Source organism: Pseudomonas sp. E1BtOHC1 (assembly GCF_058744285.1).
Genome location: NZ_CP196023.1, coordinates 3475687 through 3494299 on the forward strand (window position 1 = coordinate 3475687; position 18613 = coordinate 3494299).

An 18613-nucleotide genomic window follows, 5' to 3' on the forward strand; every position below is an offset into this window, starting at 1 on the left:
GCTTCAAGTGGGCCGCAACGTCTGGGACCCAGCGATAGGGCCCGGGGATCGTGCTCTCAGATCGAACGCTGGTTGACCCGGGCCATGAGTTGCTCGGCGCTTTCCTTGCGTTCCGAGTAGCGATCCACCAGGAACGCGTGCTGGTCCCGTAGCACAAGGGTGAACTTCACCAGCTCCTCCATCACGTCGACGACCCGGTCGTAGTAGGCCGAGGGTTTCATCCGTCCGGATTCGTCGAATTCCAGGTAGGCCTTCGGCACCGAGGATTGATTGGGGATGGTGAACATGCGCATCCAGCGGCCCAGTACCCGCAGCTGATTGACCACGTTGAACGACTGCGAGCCGCCGCACACTTGCATCACTGCCAGGGTCTTGCCCTGGGTTGGGCGCACGGCACCGAGCTCCAGGGGAATCCAGTCGATCTGTGCCTTGAACACCGCCGACATTGCGCCGTGGCGCTCCGGCGAGCACCAGACCTGGCCTTCGGACCATTGCACCAGATCCCGCAGTTGCTGAACCTTGGGATGGTCCACGGGAGCGTCGTCGGGCAGCGGCAATCCGGACGGATCGAAGATCCGGGTTTCGGCGCCAAAGTGCTGCAGCAGGCGCGCGGCTTCTTCGACCAGCAGGCGGCTGAACGAGCGCTCCCGGGTCGAGCCGTACAGCAGCAGGATGCGAGGTTTGTGCTCGGGCCTGGCGTGCTCGCCATCGAACAGGGAGAGGTCGAGGTTGGGCAGTTGTTCTGACAGGTGTTCTGACATGTGTCCTCCGGCTCAGAGTGTGCCGATACGGTTCAGTTCGTGCTGCAGTTGCTCACGGCTGAGGTGGTTGAAGGGCAGGTTGAGGAAGGCTTGGCAGCGCTGCTCAATGTGCGCCAGGGTGGCGCGGAAGGCGGCGTCGACGCTGGCTTCGTCACCGCGGACGTCGGAGGGGTCTTCCAGGTTCCAGTGGGCTTTGAGCGCGGGACCGAAGTACACCGGGCAGGTTTCGCCCGCCGCTTTGTCACACACGGTAATCACGATATCGGGCGGGTTGTCGGCGAAAGCGTCGTTGCCCTTGCTGTACAGGCCGGCGGTGGTGATGCCGGCCCGCTCCAGGGTGGCTAGGCTGCGAGGCAGCACCTGGCCCTTGGGAAAACTGCCGGAACTCAGGGCCGCAAATCCCTCGGGCGCCAGATGGTTGAACAGGGCTTCACAGAGGATGCTGCGGCAGCTATTGGCCGTGCACATGAACAGCACTCGCATGGATTGCTCCTTCCGCTGCGGCGGATATCAAAGGTTCACTCGTTTGCCGATTCAGCAGCAGGCCGCGGCGCGGATCGGGCGTCCATCCATGTTCTGCAGGCGGGCAGCGTTGTCCTGGAGCCAGTCGGCGTTGGCGTGCAGGGTCACTTGCAGGATCTGGTGCACCCAGGCGGGAAGGTCAGGATTGAGGCGGTAATAAACCCACTGCCCCTGGCGGCGATCCAGCAGCAGGCCGCTGCTGCGCAGGTGGCCCAGATGGCGGCTGATCTTCGGTTGGCTGTCGTCCAGGGCGCACATCAGCTCGCAGACGCACAGTTCGCCCTGATGCGCGATTAGCAGGGTGGCGCGGGCGCGGGTTTCGTCGGCAAGGCTCTTGAATACTTCGGAAGGCGTCATCATGGTGGCGGCTTGAATATATGGAAAAACGAATATACGGAAATCCATATGTTTTATGCAAGTCGTGGAAGGTCTAATGCGTGTTGTGGGTCACCGCGCAATCCAGGCCTGGAATGCCCGCCCACACTTGCCATTTGCCAGCATCTTGTCGGTGCCGAAAGCCTGCCTTTATGATCGTCGCGTCATGCACGACGCCGCCGACATGGTCCGCGGTTCTCTACAGGCTCACAGGGATGTTCAAGCGATGAAAATCACGATCAAGGCCGGTTCGCTCATGCAAGGCTGCTTGGGCAAAGGCCTGGCAGGTCTGGTGTTGGCCACATTTACCCTGGCGGCGCCAGCGCTGGTCCAGGCCAAGGATGCTCCGATTCCCCCTGGCGCGGTGCTGGCGGTGATGCAGAACGTCGAGGTTCCCGCCGCGAATGAGGAGGTGGAGCTGGAGGACGGTGTCACCGCCACGTTCTGGTACGGCAAGGAGCTGGACTTCGACGGCAAGCATTATTACGCGGCATTTGTCTGGCACACCCGGGACAGCGCCGCCCGCCAGGGCGAGGATTTTGCCGCGCCCGACGTCCAGGTACGGCTGGCCGATGCCACCTTCGAACTTACCCATCCAGGCCAGACGCCGGCCTATTCCATACTCAGTATCGAGCGCAAGATCGGCTTCTTTGGCGGTCGGGAAAAGCCCGAGGAAGTGGACACCAGGCGCCAGGCCCTGGAACACCGCACTGCCGATGGGCGCCTGCTGTTGGCGGTGCCCACGGCCACCTTTGAGGACGGCATCGTCACCAAGGGCTATACGTTGTTCGTGTTCAATCCGAACAAGAAACCCGAAGACGACGGCTGGATCTGGGCCCATGTCGGCCAGGTGCGCACCGGCGAGGACAATTCGGCGGCCTGCGACGACGGCGCGGTGATGCCTTGCATCGGCAGCGACGGTGAGCTGAGTTTCGTCGCTGGCCAGGAGTCGCTGCCGCAGGTGCAGGTCAAGGTCAGCGGCACCACCTTCCAGGGGCCGGAAAAAGTCCGTCCGCTGGTGGCGGCCGACAACCTCACCTATGTCTATGACAGCAAGACCCAGCAGTACATCAGTCACTAGGTTGCGCCGTGGCTTCAGCGAGGCCGGCCGCTGAGCGGCTTGTGCTACTCAGGCATGGGCATCAACGCCGATCCTGGCCTGCAGCCAATCCTGGTAGAGCAAGGGGCTGTCCGTGGACTGCCCCGCGTTCCTGGCGATGAGGGTCTTGCCGTCCAGGCGGCCGATTTCCATCAGGTATTGCAGGCCCTTGAGCACGTGGGTGGCGTCGCTCTTGTCGAGCGATGCCACATCGGGCAGTTCGACGCTGTTGCTCTTGTCGTCGAAGGTCGCCCAGGTCGGGGTGGTTCTGTATTGGGCTATCAGCTTTGCGTCCGAAGCCTGCGATTCACGAAAGTTGGCGTCGATCTGCGCCTGGATTTGCGGCGTTGCATTTTCGACTTGAATCTTCATGGACTTCATGGTGCCACTCTCCAAAGCCCGGGTGATTCCCTTGAGGCCCATAGCGACGAGTGACGTGGTACTTGAGATGCTTCCTGTCATGTGACGACTCCCTGGTTGGTAGCGGCAAGCGGAGCAAAAGTCGGGCCATGGTCCAGCAGCCTTGTCCTGTGCAGTTCCATGCGGTGTCCGTGGCGTTGCCGGGGCAGGGCAGTGGCAGGGGCTGGCCGAAGCTGGCAAGGGATTGCCGTGAACGCTGTCGTGCTGGGTTGGCTGAACCGCTTGCGCAAGCGTCCTCAGGCGATGGCATCGGTTATGCTGGCGGCCCATGAACCGGAGCAGAGGCACAGAACATGACGCGCCTGCAGTGGCTGGAAATTGATGTGCGTGAGCTGGGCACGGCCCGTGAACTGCACCTGGCCTTGCGCGATGCCTTGGGTTTTCCCCAGTGGTATGGCTGTAATTGGGATGCCTTCTGGGATGCGATTTCCGGTCTGGTGGACATGCCGCTGCAGCTGCGGATCAGGGGCTGGCACAGCCTCTGCCGGCGCTTGCCGGACGATGCGCGACAGATGGAACAATGCCTGCTGCGCTTGCAAACCCAGTACCCGGCATGGGCCGCGGACCTGCAGTTCGATTGAGCGCAGTTGCAAAAAAACGGCGCTCGGGCAATTTACTAATCCGGCGCGATCCTCTATAAATTTCCCCTTGGCGCCCACCCTTGCGGCGCCACCGGGTGATAACAGGAGGATGCTATGTCACCGTTAAACGTGTAACCCCAACGCTTTGCCCCATCGCCACACCCTCGCTTGAATACCTCGAAACACGCTGGTCCCAGCGCTGGCTGGACGAAGGCACCTACGCCTTCGATCGCAGTGCCTCTCGGGATGCTGTCTACTCCATCGACACACCGCCACCCACAGCCTCGGGCTCATTGCACGTCGGCCATGTGTTCAGCTACACCCACACCGACATCATCGCGCGCTTCCAACGCATGCGCGGCAAGGCCGTGTTCTACCCCATGGGCTGGGACGACAACGGTTTGCCCACCGAGCGCCGGGTCGAGAACTACTACGGCGTGCGCTGCGATCCCCAGGCGCCTTACCAGTCGCAGTTCCAGCCACCGGTCCGGGTCGCCGAGCGGCGCGCCGACTATGCGGCGATCAGCCGGCGCAACTTTGTCGAGCTGTGCCACCAGCTGACCGCCATCGACGAGCAGGCCTTTCGCAGCTTGTTCAGGCAACTGGGACTGTCGGTGGACTGGAGCCTGACCTACGCCACCATCGATGAGCGTGCGCAGCGGATCAGCCAGCGCGCCTTGCTGCGCAATTACCGGCGCGGCGAGCTCTACAGCCAGCAGGCACCTTGCCTGTGGGATCTGACCTTCCAGACCGCCGTAGCCCAGGCCGAGCTGGAGGAACGGGAGGTGTCGGGGGCTTATCACGACCTGCTGTTCCAGGGCATCGAGGGTGAGGATTTGCCCATAGCCACTACCCGGCCCGAGTTGCTGGCGGCCTGTGTGGCGCTGGTGGCGCATCCGGATGACCCGCGTTACCAGGGACGCTTCGGCCAACACCTGCGCTCGCCGTTGTTCGAGGTCGAGGTGCCGTTGCTGGCCCACGCCCTGGCCGACCCGCAGAAGGGCAGCGGACTGGCGATGGTCTGTACCTTTGGCGATCTGACCGATGTGCTCTGGTGGCGCGAGCTGCAGTTGCCCACCCGCTCGATCATCGAGCCGGACGGTCGGCTGCTGGCCCAGGCGCCCGATTGGCTGTCCACGCCGCTCGCGCGCCAGGCCTATGCAGCCCTGGCGGGGCGCAGCCTGCCCCAGGCGCGCAAGCTGTTGCTGGCGCAGCTGCGCGAATGCGGCGCTTTGCTCGGCGAGCCGCGACCGATCCGTCACGGCGTGAAGTTCTTCGAGAAGGGCGACCAGCCCCTGGAGATTGTCGCCACGCGCCAGTGGTACCTGCGCAATGGTGGGCGCAGCGAGGTGCTGCGCCGGCAGTTGCTCGAGCGCGGTCAGGGGCTGGACTGGCACCCGCCGTTCATGCGCAGCCGTTACGAGCATTGGGTCGGCGGCCTCAATGGCGACTGGCTGATCAGCCGGCAGCGGGTCTTCGGCGTGCCGATTCCGTTCTGGTATCCCCTGGATGCCCAGGGCGCAGCGGACTACGCCAGACCGATCCTGGCGGAGGAAACCTCACTGCCAGTGGACCCGACCCTGGACACGCCACCGGGATATCAGCCCGCGCAGCGCGGCCAGCCCCATGGCTTTATCGGCGAGCGCGACATCATGGACACCTGGGCCACCAGTTCCCTGACCCCGCAGATCGCCGCCGGCTGGGAGGAGGACGAGGATCTGTTGCAGCGCGTCTACCCCATGGATCTGCGACCCCAGGGCCACGACATCATCCGTACCTGGCTGTTCTCGACCCTGGTGCGCAGCCATTTCGAACAGGCCGTCGTGCCCTGGCGGCACGTGGCGCTGTCGGGCTGGATCCTCGATCCGGACCGCAAGAAGATGTCCAAGTCCCGGGGCAATGTGGTCACCCCGCAAGCCTTGCTGGAGCAATACGGCAGCGATGGTGTGCGCTATTGGGCGGCCCTCGGGCGTCCTGGCAGCGACACCGCCTTTGAAGAGCAGCAGATGAAGATCGGCCGGCGTCTGGCGCTCAAGTTGTTCAACCTGTCGAAGTTGGTCTTCGCGGTTCCGGGAGACCCCGAAGGCCTCATCGATCAGCCACTGGATCGGGCCATGCTGCAACGCCTGGGGGCGGTGACTGGCGAGGCCCAGGCGGCGCTGGAGGGCTACGACTACAGCAGTGCGCTGATGGGCATCGAGGGCTTCTTCTGGTGGTTCTGCGATGACTATGTGGAACTGGTCAAGCGTCGTGCCTATCGGCCCGAAGGGCACTCGGCGCGCAATGCCCTGGCCACGGCCTTGAGTGTGCTGCAACGTTTGTTTGCGCCTTTTCTGCCCTTTGTCTGTGAGGAGGTCTGGCGTTGCTGGCAGCCGGGTTCGGTGCACCGTGCCCAGTGGCCCGAGGCGCAGGTGGCCGAGGGCTTTGTCGAGCCGCTGCTGGAGGCGGTCAGTGCCGCGCTGGCCGCCATTCGCAAGGCCAAGTCCGATGCCCGGCAGTCGATGAAGGCCGCGGTGGAACGGGTCGAACTGGTGGAGCGCGGGCCGCTGCTGGAGTCCCTGCAATGGGCTCGCCAGGACCTGATCGAGGCCGGGCAGGTCGCCAACCTGGTGTTCATTGAAGGCGCGGTACGGGAAGTGCGGGTCTGGTTGCAGGATTGACTGCTATGCCCCGGGGCCTGCCCGCGAGAGGACGTTGCCGTCCTTTCGCGAGCAGGCTGGGCCCGTCCTCACTTTCCCGAGCGTTGCAAACCCATTACCGTGCATGTCGTGGGCGATTTATTGGCAGGAGAAGTAGGTGAATATCAAAGACAATCCGCAGGACTATAGGGACCTCAAGCGTGCCGTTGGCTTGCTGGAGTCACCCTCGCTGACGGCGCGCCTGTCCGGCGTGCTGGGCTCGCCCATTGAAAGCGCGGTCAAGGCTTTGCCCAACTGGGTGTCCGGAAAAATCAACGATGCGGTGGTGGCCGCGCTGCGTACCTCCGCCGACGCGGCACTGTGGAGCCTGGAAAACACGCCGAAAAAACAGGCGTCGACGCTGTTGCACAAAGTCTATGCCGCCACTTCCGGCGCGGTGGGCGGCGCTTTTGGTTTTGCCGCGCTGTTTGTCGAGTTGCCCATCTCCACCACCATCATGATGCGCTCGGTGGCCGATGTGGCCCGCAGCGAAGGCTTCGACCTCAACGACCTGGCCACTAAGCAGGCCTGCATCGAGGTGTTCGCCATGGGCGGCAACAGCCAGGCCGATGACGCCACGGAGACCGGCTACTACCTCACCCGCAGTTTCACCACCCAGGCCATGCAGCAACTGTCCAAGGAGCTGGCGGCGATTGCCGCCAAGCAGGGGGTGGGCGCGGCCGGCAGGTTGTCGCCGGGGCAGGTGGGCAAGTGGCTGGCGCTGTTGATCGAGAAGGTCGCTAGCCGTTACGGCGTGACCATCTCCAGCAAGTTCGCGGCCCAGGCGGTGCCGGTGATCGGCGCCTTTACCGGGGCCACCATCAATGCGCTGTTCACCGATTTCTACCAGGACATGGCCCGGGGGCACTTCACCGTGAAGCGCCTGGAGCACAAGTACGGCTTCGAGCAGATCAAGGGCGAGTATGCGCACATCCTGCGCAAGCCGTTGGCAGGCTAGGGCGGGGGGCGATATGAGCGACTTTCCCGTTATCCGTACCCCGCGCTTGATTCTCCGCGAACTGTGCCCGGCCGATGTCCCTGCACTGTTCGCCATTCACAGCGATGCCGATGCCATGCAGTGGTTCGGCACCGACCCCATGACTGATTACCGGCAGGCCGAGCAACTGCTGGCGCAGTTCGCCAGTTGGCGGACCTTGCCCAACCCCGGGGTTCGCTGGGGCATCGAGCGCCAGTCCGAACCCGGCCTGCTGGGCACCTGCGGCCTGTTCAAATGGAACCGCCCGTGGCGCAGCTGCGCCGTCGGTTTCGAGCTGGGGCGTGCGGCGCAAGGGCAGGGGCTGATGACCGAGGCGCTGGAGGCCATCCTCGACTGGGGCTTTGCCCACATGGCGTTGAATCGGATCGAGGCCCAGGTGCACCCGCAGAACCTGGCGAGCCTCAGGTTGCTGGAACGGATGGGGTTTGTTCGCGAAGGGCTTTCACGGCAGGCGGGGTATTGGCTGGGGGCCCATCATGATCTGCAGCAGTGCTCGTTATTGTGGGCGGAGCGTAGCGTGCGGTGAACTGCCGCCCTGCACTTGGCCAAGTGCAGGGCGGCTCCAGTCGTCGACAGCTGGCCCGAGCTTCAGGCTTCTCTCAGGATGGCGGCGGCAGCCGCGACCTTGTTGTCTTGAATCATCTGAAAGAAACCACGCTCCACATCGGCGACACGGGCATTGGGCAAGTAGGTCCGAGCGATGTCGGCCAGGCGTTCGCACCAGCCTTCGTAAGCGTTCGAATTGGCTTTGCTGATACGAATCCGGGTCGGGTCCTGTTTGATTGCCGCCAGGACGGTATCGCTGTGGACCTGCTGGATTTTCATGATCTGCAGGTCCAGGGTGGCCGACTGGATCGGGTCGAGAAACATGCGGATCTTGCTGACAAACGAAACACTGGAAAACTCGGGCATCTTCAGGCTGGCGATCTCGTAAAGTGCCGGACGCGGTTGTTCCTTGAACAGCGCCGCTGCCTGTTCGATCTGCACGTCTTCGACCCCGGAGCGGAAGCGGCCAACCCGGACATTGGCCAAACCACCCATTTGGGTGAATCCCCAGTAGAGAACATTCGATAGCCCGTCCTTGACGGTGTCCGGTGAGTCGCTAAGCAGTTGTTGGCGAATCCGGGTTTCCAGTTCGGACATCGACAGCCGAACAACCGGCGTCTGGCTGGCGAAGTCAAAATGTGCAGTGGGGAAGGCATAGCCTGCTACCGCATCGGCCAGTGTTTTCGCTTGTTGAGGACTCAGTGGCATCACGTGCTCCTTGTGTAGTCATGGGGGCATGGCGGGCGGCCTTTCAGCGGTTGCCGGGCTCCGGTACATCGCGGTCTTCGACGGCTTGCAGGTCGTGGTAGGAGGGAAAGACCTTCCTGTTGCTGATCTTCAAGCCTGTGGGTTGCGCGAGCCCGTGGGTTTTACTCGAGTCCCAGGTCCGACGTTCGCCGCAATAGGTATGCACCACCTCCGAGTTGTCCCAGAACAGGCGCTGCAGCAGGGCTTCGTACTCGTCTAGCCACGAATCATCGAAGATGTAACTGGCTTTGGGGGAGGTGGCGAAGTGCAGCATGTGCCCGTAGTAACAATGCCCCTGGTTGTTTGGCAGCACGCTGAAAAGCGCCCTGGTGATCTGCGCCCCCGTCAGTGGCAGGCTTTGCAGCACCGCGCGATTGTGCGCTTCGGCAGCCGGCGAAGGGTCAAAGCAGTGGATGTAGCCATACAGGTTGCCGCTCATGGGGTCAGATGCCTGCGTTGTCGGTTGATTGGCGGCATCCGTTGTTGCGGGCCAGTCGATCGATCGCTTGCACGCCGGCGCGCATCTTTTCCACGGCGCTGGCATTGGCCGAGTGGATGTGAATGCGCGGTGGACGAAAGCCATTCAGGGCCACGGCCTCTTCGATCCACAGGATCACGTCGTAACCGGTACCGCGCTGGTCATCTCCGAGGTCGTGGTCGAGGCTGATCTCTTCGACACCGCCGGCTTTCAGCCGCGCGATGACTTCGTCCGGCCAGTAGGTGCGAATCCAGCCTTGCGGGGTTTGGCGTTCGTCGTCGAGGTAGATTTTCATGGGCGTTAGAAGCGGCTTTTCAGGAGTTGGAAGTGGTCGATCAATGCAGCCTGTCGCGTAATGCCTTGAGGGCGGCATCCCGGTGCCAGGTTTCGACCCCAATGGCAACCGCCCCGGCCGCTTGAGGAACCCTCTCGACACAGGTCGCGATGTTCTGTTGTGCGAGCAGTTGCTGTGCCACCTCAAGGTGCCGGCGTATGCCGGTGAACCAGTGACGCTGCTCATCGGAGAGCAACCGGATGACCTCGGGATAGGAGCAGCCCAGCTTTTGTCGAAGAGTGATCATTGCAGGTTTATCGGCACGATCGAATGCCGGGGTCAGGACATAGCACTGGCCTGCTGCGGCTCGCAGGTCGTACTTGTCTTGCAGATACTCTTCAACACTGAAGCAGTTGGCGACCGTCTCGATTTCTCCGCTGAGTACATTGACCAGATGGGCGGTGACGCCGACATAGCAGTATTGCGTCATGCCGTGCACCACATAGTCCTCGCTGTTGCTGCACACCGCCCAGTAATCACCCTTCGCGGACAGCTCGCAGGATTGAATGGCAAAGCGTTCGGGCTTTCCATCCCTGAGGGTGCCGTCATGGAGGGCAAGTACGGCATTGCAGGCTTGTTGTGCGGATAGCATCGGTCCGTGATCTTCGACAGTGAGTGTGGTGCTGAGTTTTCGTCCTGCTGTATACCTCGTTGCTGTTCTATGCGCCACCTGCGCTGCGAATGCCGGTCAACCCTTATCCTATGGTGGATTACTACACCACCGTTGTGTAAAAGCCCTCGCTTGTTCAGCTCCGTGACCCTGCCAATTTTCCAGGTGCAAGCCAATGAAGCCCAATGCCGAACTCCGGTTGTTTGCAGTACCCCTGTGCGGTGGGCTGGTCTATGCCGTCACCAAGGGGTTGGTCAATGGCTGGCACGCTTCGCAGCTGTTCTCCGGGTTTCTGTATGGCAGTCTCATCGCCATTGTCCTGGGCATTCCTCTGTTGCTATGGGGCGACCGACGTTGCCCGGCGCTGCCCGGTCGACATTTTTTCAGCAGCCTGGTGCAGGCCTTGGCGGCCGCGGTTCTGCTGGGGGCTTCAACGAGGCACTTGCTGTTGGCGGTGCTGGGCGGGCTGGCGCTGGGGGGGCTTTTTACTCTGGTGGTGCGCGGGATCGAGGCATTGCCGGTTACCGGTGAAGGGCCAGAGCGCCAGGGATGGTCACGGGTGTTGATGGTTCCTCTGTCAGGTGCATTGACCCTGGGCAGCATCGCTACGGCGCTCTATCCCAAGGGCGAGGAAAGCCTGCCGATGTTTTTCTTCGGCGGGTTGATCGGCGCGTGGCTGAGCGTGCTGGTTTGTTGGCCGATGCTGTGGCTGGTGGAGCGGGTGCTGGTCACCCCTTGGCGCTACGTGATCGGTGGCGGTCTCAGCGGCCTGGTGGTCTGGTTGCTGTCCGGGGCACAGGGCTTGAAGGTCAATCCTCAGGGCTGGGTTTCTGGGTGCCGCTGCTGACCCATGGTCTCTTTCCGTTCCTGCTGATCGGACTGTTGAGCGGGATGCTGCTGACGGCCTGCAACCGCCTGCTCCAGCGCAAGAACGCGGGCCCCGGTTGAATTTGATGCCCCTGCGGTCTTCTAGATACTTCGAGGGGGCAAATATGATAGCGTTGCGCCACTTTTACCCTGCCGATCAAGGGATTTTTCGTGCGTCGATTGCTCAGTCGCTTATCAACCGTGTTTGCCGGACCCTCGGATGAGTACTGGGACCAGAAAGCCACGGAGTTGACCTATTTGGGCAAACTTCATCGTGGCGAGCTGGAGCTAGAGCAGAGCCGCCCGGGCCAGAGCCTTCAAGAGCGTGCCATCGCCGCCGTGGGGCCGGTGAACTTTACCGAGCTGCTGGCTGAGCTGGAGGTCGATACCGGCTACAGCACGTTGACGGCGGCGCAGATCAGCGGTGCGGTGGGCATCGGTATTGCGGGGGTGGTCTCGGCGTACATGACCAACCTGCACGCCGACAAGCTGGAGGAGCTGTTCCTCAAGTTGCATGGGTATTTCAAGCCGGAAGGCACCACCAGCCCCCTCGATTATCGCCCCGGCGCCAAGCATCGCTACATCTTCGGTCATGACCTCAATGTGTTCCAGAAGCTGCCTGACGACTACACCTTCGGTGGCGAGTCCGTAGGCGGCAAGACCCTCTATTCTCTGGTCGTCGATTACATCGAGGCGGGATACCCGGGGGCGGGCCCGGTGCTCAAGCACCTCAAGGCGATTGCCCATATCCTGACCCATTGCCTCAGCGACCTTCCCACCAAGGATGGTCTGCCCCTGCCGTTCAGTTCCCTGTTCACCCAGTGGGTAAAGGATGAAAGCAAGGCCTCCGGCTACAGCGCCTCGAACCCGCTGATGGATGCCCTGGGCAGGGAGTTCGGTACCATCAACGCGGCGGATATCAGCTCCTACGCCACCATCAAGCTGCTGTTGAGCGGACGGCACGCCATCGCTTTCTACAAGTCCGAGGTGTCCCCGGAGGACAAGGACCTGCACCTGGCACTGATGAGCACCATTGCCTATGGCACGGGGTTGATGATCCAGATGTTGCTGCTGGTCGCCGGGGCAGGGGGGCGCACGGGCAAGATGAACTACCTGATTGCCGGGCCTTTTCTCTGGAATGCCGGCAAGTCGACCTTGATTACCCATCGTCAGCACCAGCGGGTGGTGATGGACTACGAGCGCTCCATCCGCCTGCTTGACGACAAAACCACCACCTTCGATGACTGGATCAGAGTTCAATGCCAATGATCGATCATGCCGAAAATGCCGATACCGAATACCACTTCGAGTCGTCGGACGAGTACTGCTCTCCCGATCTCGTGGAGCAGGTTGCCCAGGCGCTGAAGCAGAGCATGAGCCTGACTGCGGCCGATCTGGCTCAGTTGGCGACCATCGTGCACCTGGAGCGCCTTCGTTACGACTTTGCCCACAGCGGGCAAAGTCTTGCCGAGCATGGCAGGGATATTCAGCGGCTGCGCAACGAGCTGATTGAGCATCACCGTCGCGAGCCGTTCGACAACGGCAAGTTGGAAAAAGCCTTCTACAAGGCGCTGAACAAGGCTTACGGCTATGTCGGATAAAGTCGTCCGGGGCCTGTTCATTGCCGCGGGTGCCATCGTCGTCAGTTGTACGTCGGGGCTGATGGGCAAGCTCGCCTCCGACTATCGAGAGCGCAAGCGCAGAAGCCGGCTCGATGAAACCTTGCACAAGATGGAAGCCAAGATGGCAACGGACAAACAGAACCGGGGAACTCCTTGATGGCGATTGTGGTAATAGGGCTGTTTTTCCTGATCCTGGCCATTGTGGTGTTCAGCACGGTCTTTTCATTGCTTGAAAAATCCCGCATCGCCAAACACGAGCAGATGAAAAACGCCAAGGCCAAGACCTTCAGGAAAAAATAGGTAGTGTTTTGAAATTCCCTCCCATCCTCCAGGTCGGCTTTGAAGATGATGCGCTCTGCCTGGGCTGGGCCGACGGCCTGGTCCTGCGTCAACCCCTGAGCCGGTACAGTCGGCTGCAAACCGCCACGCCCGAGCAGCGCGCGGACTTTCGGATCCACCCTCATGGGATCTCGGTGTCTTGGCCGCACCTGGGAGACGCGGATCTGCACGTCGATGCCTTCGACTGGATCTGGGAGCACCTGTGCCGGGAATCCATGGGGCGGCTGCAGGCTCTGGAGTGGCAACTGGAGCAATTGCCAGAGGACGATCAGTCCATCGTGGCGCTGTGGCGCCTGGAAGCGGACGGTTACAACGGGGGCTTCCTGCAGTTCTTCTGCAACTGGGGCGAGCGCAGTTGCGAGCTGGCGCTCAAGGCGCTGGTTGCCATTGGCGCGCGTAGCACCCACGCCGTGGTCAGCCGCCAGCGGCAGTTGGTCGGGCCTCTTGAAGATCACCCGCAACTGCAGCGGCTGTGGGACATTCCCGAGCTGCTCGGTGACGAGCAATATGAGCTGATCGGTGGCGAGCTGGACGAGCAGTTGTGGTCGGCGATGGAGGAGGTGCCGACGCTGGCGGTAAAGTATTTCTACGCTGGCTGATGCTCCTCGCGCCATGCTCCAATGCCGCGCCTTGCCCCCCTTGAATGGACTTCATCCCTTGGCTGAACCCCGTATCCGCGCCCTGGCGCTTTGTGTCTTCCACCACCAGGGCAAGATCCTGGTCAATCAATTCCAGGATGCGGACAAGCAACAGATGCTGTTCCGGCCTCTGGGCGGCGGGATCGATTTTGGTGAGCACAGTGCCCAGGCCATTGTTCGCGAAGTGCAGGAGGAGCTGGGGCAGTCGATCAACAATCTGCGGCTGATCGGCACCCTGGAAAGTCTGTTTGTGTACGACGGCAAACCCGGCCATGAAATCGTCCAGGTGTACGACGCCCGCTTCGAGGATTCGGCGCTCTACCAGCGCGCCCAACTCGACGCTCAGGAAAGCGACGGCGCGCCCTTTGTGGCCCGCTGGCATGGCAGCGCCAGTTTCACTGAGCACACGCCCCTGGTTCCCCAGGGGCTGGGCGAACTGCTGAAGAACGCCGGTTTGCTGGACTGACCGGGCCTCGGTCGCGATGGGCCTCAGCCGCAGGCTTCGACAATTTCCACGCCAGCAACTCCTGGGGCTGGGCGGCCCAGGTGGGCATGGACTACATGCTCAGCGACCGGCTGATGCGCAACGCGCAGATGCGCTATATCGACATTGAAACCGATGCCTATGTGAGCAATGGCAACCTCGGGGTCCGCTCCAAGGTCAATGTGGACGTTGATCCATTCGTGTACATGCTGGGCTTGGGGTACCGGTTCTAAGCGTCCGGACCCGGTTGTGCAATACCCTCAAGCCCGGATCGAATCGGGCCATGCCGGGCCCTGTCGCCCGGCATGGCCACGGTTTCAGAAGTCCCAGCGGGTGCTGAGCATGAAGTTGCGCGGTTCGCCGTAGGCCGCCGAGTTATAGAAACCGACGTTGGTGTAGTAGGACTTGTCGAAGAGGTTGTTGACGTTGAGGGTCGCCGACAGGTTCTGGGTGATCTGGTAGCGGGTCATCAGGTCCACCAGCCAGTAGGCATCCTGGGAGATGTCTTCGTTGATCTTGCGCGGCGCGTTGTAGACCGAGTACCAACCCACGCTCTGCCAGCGCAGGCCGCCACCGACGGTCAGCTTGTCCAGGTCGCCCTTGAGCTTGTAGCTGGTGTAGAGGTTGACCTGATTCTCCGGTTCGAAAGTGGAGATCTTGTCGCCCTCATCATCGCGCACGATCTTGTGGGTGTAGCCGGCTTGCACTTGCCAGCCGGGGCTCAGCTCACCGGAAATCTCCAGCTCGTAGCCCTTGGTGACCGCCTTGGCGCCCTTGAAGGCGTAGTTGTCCGGCGTCGGGGTCTGGTTGTTGTAGGCATCGTCCGGCACTGAGCGGTTGGTCTCGTGCACTTCGAAGTAGGCCAGGCTGCTGTTCAGGCGGCCTTCGAAGAACTCGCCCTTGAGTCCCAGTTCATAGTTCTGGCCTTCGTCCGGGTTGAGCAGCTTGCTGTCCCGGTCCTTGTTCCAGCTTTCCTGGGGCATGAAGATGTCGGTGTAGCTGGCGTAGACCGAGAAGTGCTCGTCGAGGTCGTAGATCGCGCCGACGTAAGGCACGAAGCGTCCGCTTTCCTTGTAGGACGGCGTCAGCCCGGTCAGGTGATAGTTGACCACCCGCCCGCCGAGGAACAGGTTCAGGTCGTCCATCAGGTTGAGGCGGGTGGTCATGTAAGTGCCGGTCTGGCGTACGGTATCGTCGGTGCGCTGGGCCGGCAGCCCCCAGATGGGCCGCTCGATCTTGCCGTGCCAGTTGTAGAAGTCCACCACATTGCCGTTGGCCCCGAGGAAGTCCGGGGACCAGTAGCCCTTGCCGGTCCAGCGCGAGTTGGCAATGGAGCCACCCAGCACCAGTTCATGCTCGCGGCCGAACAGATTGAAGGGGCCGCTGAGATACAGGTCGGCGGAGTCGCTGGTGGTGTCGCCGGTGTATTTCTGCGCGTTGACCTTGGCCGTGCCATTGGTCTGCGGTTCGTCGAACTGGATCGAGCCGAGTTCGGCGTGGTAGCTGTTGATCTTGTGGTCCAGTTGCAGCTTGGTGACCCAACCGTTCCCCAGGTCGTGCTCGAGCATGGCAAAAGCGGTGCGGGTGTATTGCTCCCAGCCGCTCCAGGTCGCGCCGTTGTTGTAGGAGCGCGACATGCTGTTGTGCCCACCGGTGGCGTTGATCAGCGGGAAGGTCCCGGACCAGCTGGAGCCCTTGGGGATATTGTCCTGGTAGTCGCCGCCCACGGTCAGCAGGGTATCGGGGGACAGGTCGAATTCGAGGATGCCGTAGTAGGTCGAGGTCTTGCGCGAGTAGTGGTCGAGGAACGATTGCTTGTCCTGATAGGCCGCGACCGCACGGCCGCGGACATTGCCGGTTTCGGTCAGGGGGCCGCTGACATCCAGCTCGCTGCGGTAGTTGTCCCAGGAACCCATGCCCAGGGAGGCGTGGCCCTGGAACTGGGCCGTGGGCTTCTTGCGCACCAGATTGATGGTGGCGCCCAGGGAGCCGGCGCCGGTGAGCAGGCCGGTGGCGCCCTTGAGCACTTCGACCCGGTCGTAGATCGCCATGTCGCTGAGGGTGTTGCCGGCCGAGTAGGCAACGTTGCGCACGGTGGAGGGAATGCCGTCGTACTGGAAGTTGTTGATCGAGAAACCGCGGGCGTAGTAGTTGGTGCGGTCGGTGTCGTAGGCCGAGACGGTGATCCCGGGGGTATGGCGCATCACGTCGTCGACGTTGTTGAGGCCGAAGTCTTCCATGTGCTGCCGGGTGACCACGGTGATCGACTGCGGGGTCTGCCGTGGGGTCAGCACCATCCGGGTCGCGGTGGCGATAGTGCCGGGGGTGTAGGAACCGCTGCCTTCGGTGACGGTGCCCAGCTGGTTGCTGACGATCTGGGTGGCTTCCAGTTCCACGGCCTGGCTGCTCTGGGGCAGGCGGGTCAACAGCACCGCGTTGGCGCCATTGCGTTCGAAGCCCAGGCCGGTGCCCACCAGCAGTGTGCTCAGTGCCTGTTCCGCGCTCATACGACCACTGACCCCCGCCGATTCGATCCCTTGAGCCATCGCCGAGGAGTAGGCGATCTGCAATCCGCTCTGGGTGCTCAGTTGATCCAGGGCATTGGCCAGGGACTGGCGGGCGATGGAAAAATTGTGGGCGCTCGGCGCTTGATGACCGGGGGCGGCAGCGGGCTCGACGGCCGCCACCGGGCTGCAGGCCAGGCAGATGGCCAGCGCCAGGAGGCTGCGGGCAGGGGTGAGTGTTGTCAGGTGCATGGAAGTCCCGTACGAAATAGGAATGATTTGCAAAAGCAAACACCCTGACGGGTTGACTTCGGGAAAGCCGTAAAACTTTTTTCAGCTTCCCTCGGTCGGGTGTTCAACGCAGGACCAGGACGCCTCCCGGCAGGCGGGTGAGCTCGGTGTTGGTGACTTTGCTCAGGGCCTGGACGATGGCGTGGGGGTCGTCGAGCCGGTAGTTGCCGCTGACGTTCTGCTGCGCTGCGCTGGCGTTGAACAGCAGGATCGGTGCCCGGTAGTAGCGCCGCAGTTCCCCCAGCACCTGGGCCAGGGGCGCGTCCTGGAAGGACAGGCGGCCGTCGACCCAGGCCATTTGCCGCTCACCGCCCTCGGGGTTCAAGGGGCGCAGGTGATGGTCCTGCAGTTGCTGCCAGTTGCCGGCCTGCAGCAGGCTCTGCTCGCCCTGGTCGTCGGCCAGCCGCACCCGGCCTTCACGCACGGCCACGGTCACGCCATCGGCGTGACGACTGACACTGAACCGGGTGCCGACCACGGTCACCGTGGCACTGCCGGCCTCGATGGTCAGTGGCCGGGACGGGTCATGGAAAGCCTCGACATAGAGTTCACCCCGCAGCAGGCGGATGCGCCGGTGAGCGGCACTGAAGTCGCTGCTGATGGCGCTGTGGCTGCCCAGGACAACGTGGGAACCGTCGGCCAGATCGAAGCGCTCGACCTGGCCGACGGCGCTCAGGTGATCGGCTTGCAGGCGCATGGGCAGGTCGCCGACCCAACCGGCGCCGAGCATCACCAGCAACACAGCAGCTGTGGCCAGCCAGCGCTGGGGGCGACGTTGCCTGCGTGCCGGGGCCGGGGCGGGCGGCAGGTCCAGGTTCAGCGCCAGGTGTTCCAGCGCCTGCTCGAAGGCGCTGGCGTTCCACAGGTTCTCCAGGGCCCGGTAGGCTTGGGCGTGCTGCTCATCGGCGTTGCGCCACTGTTCGAAACGCTGGCGTAGCAGCACGTTGTGGGTCATGGCCTCACGCTGGGTGAACCAGTCGCTCGCCTGCTCGCGTACGGCGTCGCCGGGAAGGGCTGTGAGGTGTTCAGTCATCAGGGTTCTGCCGGTCGGTGGCTTTGATGCAGGCATTGAGTGCATGGCGCAGGTCTTTTTCCACCGTGCTCAGGGAAACCTGCAAGCGCTGGGCAATCTCGCTTTGCGAAAGATCGTGCAGTTTATGCAAAACCAGGATTTGTTGCTGGCGCTTGGGCAGGGTCGCCAGTACCTGTTGCAGCAAGTGCAACTGCTGTTGCCCCTGGACGTGGCTTTCCGGGCCGGGGGCGCCGGTGGGCACTTCACTGAGCTGGCTGCCGTCTGTGGGCTGGTACTCGAAGCGCCTTTTGCTGCGCTGGCTGCGCAGGTGATCGAAAGCCAGGTACTGGGCGGTCTGGTAGAGGAACGGCTGCAAGTGCTCGATGGGACGGGCCTTGAGCGCCTTGGCCACGCGCAGGTAGGTTTCCTGGGCCAGATCCTCCGCCAGGTTGGCGCACCCCACCACCCGCGCAAGCATGCGGATCAGCCCCCCGCGCTGCGCAATGAACAGCGCGCTGAGTTGTTGCTGGTCGTCTCCGATTTCCATCGCCCACTGTCCCCACTACCTGATACGGCTCAGCGTGAATGGGTGGGCATTCTAATGAGAATTCTTATCATTACCAGCACATTTCCATTCTGGCTTCATCGGCGCTTTTCCGGGCGTGGCTGGCCACAGGGAATGATTCCCATGGCCCATGGTCGATTCAA

Annotated in this window: 23 protein-coding genes and 1 pseudogene; 13 read left to right on the forward strand and 11 right to left on the reverse strand. The window is 62.5% G+C overall.

Translation table 11 applies throughout. From position 1 onward, the window contains the following. Positions 1–56 precede the first annotated feature (56 nt). From arsH to ACSSVC_RS16010, 3 genes are read right to left on the reverse strand one after another with little or no spacing between them, the layout of a single operon-like run. The gene (gene arsH / locus ACSSVC_RS16000; RefSeq protein ID WP_346636129.1) at positions 57–749 is read right to left on the reverse strand and encodes an arsenical resistance protein ArsH; all 693 of its coding nucleotides are present in this window, start codon (positions 747–749) and stop codon (positions 57–59) included. Between the two features lie 24 nt (positions 750–773). Continuing rightward, positions 774–1244, reverse strand: a complete 471-nt coding sequence (locus ACSSVC_RS16005) for an arsenate reductase ArsC (protein ID WP_346636065.1) — start codon at positions 1242–1244, stop codon at positions 774–776. A gap of 51 nt (positions 1245–1295) precedes the next feature. Next, on the reverse strand, positions 1296–1643 hold the full coding sequence (locus ACSSVC_RS16010) for a metalloregulator ArsR/SmtB family transcription factor (RefSeq protein WP_492612530.1): 348 nt from the start codon (positions 1641–1643) through the stop codon (positions 1296–1298). Positions 1644–1884: 241 nt separating this feature from the next. Between ACSSVC_RS16010 and ACSSVC_RS16015 the strand changes: the two genes are divergently transcribed. After that, positions 1885–2739, forward strand: a complete 855-nt coding sequence (locus tag ACSSVC_RS16015; RefSeq protein WP_404939323.1) for a hypothetical protein — start codon at positions 1885–1887, stop codon at positions 2737–2739. Positions 2740–2787: 48 nt separating this feature from the next. Here the strand turns inward: ACSSVC_RS16015 and ACSSVC_RS16020 are convergent, their stop codons facing one another. Continuing rightward, positions 2788–3138: a hypothetical protein gene (locus tag ACSSVC_RS16020; RefSeq protein WP_346636068.1), complete on the reverse strand. Its 351-nt coding sequence runs from the start codon at positions 3136–3138 to the stop codon at positions 2788–2790. A gap of 332 nt (positions 3139–3470) precedes the next feature. Here ACSSVC_RS16020 and ACSSVC_RS16025 point away from each other — a divergent pair, with 332 nt between their 5' ends. The 4 genes from ACSSVC_RS16025 to ACSSVC_RS16040 all read left to right on the forward strand — a co-directional run bounded on the left by ACSSVC_RS16025 (position 3471) and on the right by ACSSVC_RS16040 (position 7959). After that, positions 3471–3758, forward strand: a complete 288-nt coding sequence (locus ACSSVC_RS16025; RefSeq protein ID WP_346636069.1) for a barstar family protein — start codon at positions 3471–3473, stop codon at positions 3756–3758. A 95-nt stretch (positions 3759–3853) separates the two neighbouring features. Continuing rightward, positions 3854–6418 (forward strand): valine--tRNA ligase, encoded by a 2565-nt coding sequence (gene valS / locus ACSSVC_RS16030; protein ID WP_492612531.1) that lies wholly within the window; start codon positions 3854–3856, stop codon positions 6416–6418. 136 nt (positions 6419–6554) lie between these two features. Next, positions 6555–7394: an EcsC family protein gene (locus ACSSVC_RS16035; protein WP_123724551.1), complete on the forward strand. Its 840-nt coding sequence runs from the start codon at positions 6555–6557 to the stop codon at positions 7392–7394. Positions 7395–7407: 13 nt separating this feature from the next. Continuing rightward, complete coding sequence (locus ACSSVC_RS16040; protein ID WP_404939329.1) at positions 7408–7959, forward strand: GNAT family N-acetyltransferase; 552 nt, start codon at positions 7408–7410, stop codon at positions 7957–7959. 62 nt (positions 7960–8021) lie between these two features. Here the strand turns inward: ACSSVC_RS16040 and ACSSVC_RS16045 are convergent, their stop codons facing one another. From ACSSVC_RS16045 to ACSSVC_RS16060, 4 genes are read right to left on the reverse strand one after another with little or no spacing between them, the layout of a single operon-like run. Then, a complete protein-coding gene (locus ACSSVC_RS16045) occupies positions 8022–8687 on the reverse strand; it encodes a hypothetical protein (protein ID WP_404939331.1) in 666 nt (221 codons plus the stop codon). Between the two features lie 43 nt (positions 8688–8730). Beyond that, positions 8731–9165 (reverse strand): hypothetical protein, encoded by a 435-nt coding sequence (locus tag ACSSVC_RS16050; protein ID WP_492612532.1) that lies wholly within the window; start codon positions 9163–9165, stop codon positions 8731–8733. Positions 9166–9169: 4 nt separating this feature from the next. After that, a complete protein-coding gene (locus tag ACSSVC_RS16055) occupies positions 9170–9499 on the reverse strand; it encodes a cyclic-phosphate processing receiver domain-containing protein (protein ID WP_492612533.1) in 330 nt (109 codons plus the stop codon). Positions 9500–9539: 40 nt separating this feature from the next. Continuing rightward, complete coding sequence (locus ACSSVC_RS16060) at positions 9540–10130, reverse strand: hypothetical protein (RefSeq protein ID WP_346636075.1); 591 nt, start codon at positions 10128–10130, stop codon at positions 9540–9542. Between the two features lie 193 nt (positions 10131–10323). Here ACSSVC_RS16060 and ACSSVC_RS16065 point away from each other — a divergent pair, with 193 nt between their 5' ends. The 8 genes and pseudogenes from ACSSVC_RS16065 to ACSSVC_RS16100 form a co-directional block, all read left to right on the forward strand. Next, positions 10324–10995, forward strand: coding sequence for a hypothetical protein (locus ACSSVC_RS16065; protein WP_492612534.1), 672 nt, complete (start codon positions 10324–10326; stop codon positions 10993–10995). A gap of 278 nt (positions 10996–11273) precedes the next feature. Beyond that, complete coding sequence (locus tag ACSSVC_RS16070) at positions 11274–12284, forward strand: hypothetical protein (protein ID WP_346636077.1); 1011 nt, start codon at positions 11274–11276, stop codon at positions 12282–12284. After that, positions 12275–12616 (forward strand): hypothetical protein, encoded by a 342-nt coding sequence (locus ACSSVC_RS16075; protein WP_446440001.1) that lies wholly within the window; start codon positions 12275–12277, stop codon positions 12614–12616. Before ACSSVC_RS16070 ends, ACSSVC_RS16075 begins: the two co-directional genes overlap by 10 nt. Further along, on the forward strand, positions 12606–12794 hold the full coding sequence (locus ACSSVC_RS16080; protein ID WP_346636079.1) for a hypothetical protein: 189 nt from the start codon (positions 12606–12608) through the stop codon (positions 12792–12794). Before ACSSVC_RS16075 ends, ACSSVC_RS16080 begins: the two co-directional genes overlap by 11 nt. After that, the gene (locus tag ACSSVC_RS16085; RefSeq protein WP_446440002.1) at positions 12794–12937 is read left to right on the forward strand and encodes a hypothetical protein; all 144 of its coding nucleotides are present in this window, start codon (positions 12794–12796) and stop codon (positions 12935–12937) included. Before ACSSVC_RS16080 ends, ACSSVC_RS16085 begins: the two co-directional genes overlap by 1 nt. An 8-nt stretch (positions 12938–12945) precedes the next feature. Further along, positions 12946–13575, forward strand: a complete 630-nt coding sequence (locus ACSSVC_RS16090; protein WP_404939343.1) for a DMP19 family protein — start codon at positions 12946–12948, stop codon at positions 13573–13575. Positions 13576–13633: 58 nt separating this feature from the next. Continuing rightward, a complete protein-coding gene (locus ACSSVC_RS16095; RefSeq protein WP_492612535.1) occupies positions 13634–14080 on the forward strand; it encodes an NUDIX hydrolase in 447 nt (148 codons plus the stop codon). A 20-nt stretch (positions 14081–14100) separates the two neighbouring features. Next, a pseudogene (locus tag ACSSVC_RS16100) lies at positions 14101–14331 on the forward strand (OmpW/AlkL family protein); the annotation flags it as partial. Between the two features lie 84 nt (positions 14332–14415). Here ACSSVC_RS16100 and ACSSVC_RS16105 read toward each other — a convergent pair. The 3 genes from ACSSVC_RS16105 to ACSSVC_RS16115 all read right to left on the reverse strand — a co-directional run bounded on the left by ACSSVC_RS16105 (position 14416) and on the right by ACSSVC_RS16115 (position 18452). After that, entirely contained in the window at positions 14416–16854 is a 2439-nt protein-coding gene (locus tag ACSSVC_RS16105) for a TonB-dependent siderophore receptor (RefSeq protein ID WP_492612536.1), read from the reverse strand. 103 nt (positions 16855–16957) lie between these two features. Continuing rightward, complete coding sequence (locus tag ACSSVC_RS16110) at positions 16958–17926, reverse strand: FecR family protein (RefSeq protein ID WP_446440006.1); 969 nt, start codon at positions 17924–17926, stop codon at positions 16958–16960. Next, on the reverse strand, positions 17919–18452 hold the full coding sequence (locus ACSSVC_RS16115; protein ID WP_346636085.1) for an RNA polymerase sigma factor: 534 nt from the start codon (positions 18450–18452) through the stop codon (positions 17919–17921). Before ACSSVC_RS16115 ends, ACSSVC_RS16110 begins: the two co-directional genes overlap by 8 nt. Positions 18453–18613 lie beyond the last annotated feature (161 nt).

Coding starts and splice junctions, on each gene's coding strand:
- ACSSVC_RS16005 (WP_346636065.1), bottom strand. CDS start 1,244: ATGCGAGTGCTGTTCATGTGCACGGCCAATAGCTGCCGCAGCATCCTC.
- ACSSVC_RS16010 (WP_492612530.1), bottom strand. CDS start 1,643: ATGATGACGCCTTCCGAAGTATTCAAGAGCCTTGCCGACGAAACCCGC.
- ACSSVC_RS16015 (WP_404939323.1), top strand. CDS start 1,885: ATGAAAATCACGATCAAGGCCGGTTCGCTCATGCAAGGCTGCTTGGGC.
- ACSSVC_RS16020 (WP_346636068.1), bottom strand. CDS start 3,138: ATGAAGTCCATGAAGATTCAAGTCGAAAATGCAACGCCGCAAATCCAG.
- ACSSVC_RS16025 (WP_346636069.1), top strand. CDS start 3,471: ATGACGCGCCTGCAGTGGCTGGAAATTGATGTGCGTGAGCTGGGCACG.
- ACSSVC_RS16040 (WP_404939329.1), top strand. CDS start 7,408: ATGAGCGACTTTCCCGTTATCCGTACCCCGCGCTTGATTCTCCGCGAA.
- ACSSVC_RS16045 (WP_404939331.1), bottom strand. CDS start 8,687: ATGCCACTGAGTCCTCAACAAGCGAAAACACTGGCCGATGCGGTAGCA.
- ACSSVC_RS16050 (WP_492612532.1), bottom strand. CDS start 9,165: ATGAGCGGCAACCTGTATGGCTACATCCACTGCTTTGACCCTTCGCCG.
- ACSSVC_RS16055 (WP_492612533.1), bottom strand. CDS start 9,499: ATGAAAATCTACCTCGACGACGAACGCCAAACCCCGCAAGGCTGGATT.
- ACSSVC_RS16060 (WP_346636075.1), bottom strand. CDS start 10,130: ATGCTATCCGCACAACAAGCCTGCAATGCCGTACTTGCCCTCCATGAC.
- ACSSVC_RS16065 (WP_492612534.1), top strand. CDS start 10,324: ATGAAGCCCAATGCCGAACTCCGGTTGTTTGCAGTACCCCTGTGCGGT.
- ACSSVC_RS16075 (WP_446440001.1), top strand. CDS start 12,275: ATGCCAATGATCGATCATGCCGAAAATGCCGATACCGAATACCACTTC.
- ACSSVC_RS16080 (WP_346636079.1), top strand. CDS start 12,606: ATGTCGGATAAAGTCGTCCGGGGCCTGTTCATTGCCGCGGGTGCCATC.
- ACSSVC_RS16085 (WP_446440002.1), top strand. CDS start 12,794: ATGGCGATTGTGGTAATAGGGCTGTTTTTCCTGATCCTGGCCATTGTG.
- ACSSVC_RS16105 (WP_492612536.1), bottom strand. CDS start 16,854: ATGCACCTGACAACACTCACCCCTGCCCGCAGCCTCCTGGCGCTGGCC.
- ACSSVC_RS16110 (WP_446440006.1), bottom strand. CDS start 17,926: ATGACTGAACACCTCACAGCCCTTCCCGGCGACGCCGTACGCGAGCAG.
- ACSSVC_RS16115 (WP_346636085.1), bottom strand. CDS start 18,452: ATGGAAATCGGAGACGACCAGCAACAACTCAGCGCGCTGTTCATTGCG.